Here is a 314-nt window from a genome sequence, read left to right on the forward strand (position 1 = left end):
GGGCCTTCGTCAGGCGAGGAGTGGGGGGGAGTTCGGCCGGTCTCTGGGTCGTGCCCGGGTTGCCGGCGGCGGCCAAACCCGGCGCGTCCAGGCGGTGCTGCCACACGTCGGCGCACCGGACGACGAAGGGCTGCCCCGGGGGGCGCCATGGCTGGCGCCCGAGCACACCCCCGAAAACGGGCGTGAGGCCGGGCGGATGGGCGCGCTCGCCCTCCCCCGCCGCATCCGCGCCCCCGTCCGCCGCCCGGCACGTGTCCTCAGTGTGCCTCGGCGGCCGGGCTTCCCCCAGCGATTCGGGCTCCTCGGCACACCAG

Annotated in this window: 1 protein-coding gene; it reads left to right on the top strand. The window is 77.4% G+C overall.

Features of this window, described 5'->3' with window-relative positions; translation table 11 throughout:
* Positions 1-94 precede the first annotated feature (94 nt).
* Positions 95-314, top strand: a 220-nt coding sequence (locus ADL25_RS50590) for a hypothetical protein (protein WP_234380966.1), incomplete at its 3' end; no start/stop codon positions are given.

The organism is Streptomyces sp. NRRL F-5122 (assembly GCF_001507435.1).
Taxonomy (GTDB): Bacteria; Actinomycetota; Actinomycetes; order Streptomycetales; family Streptomycetaceae; genus Streptomyces; species Streptomyces lannensis.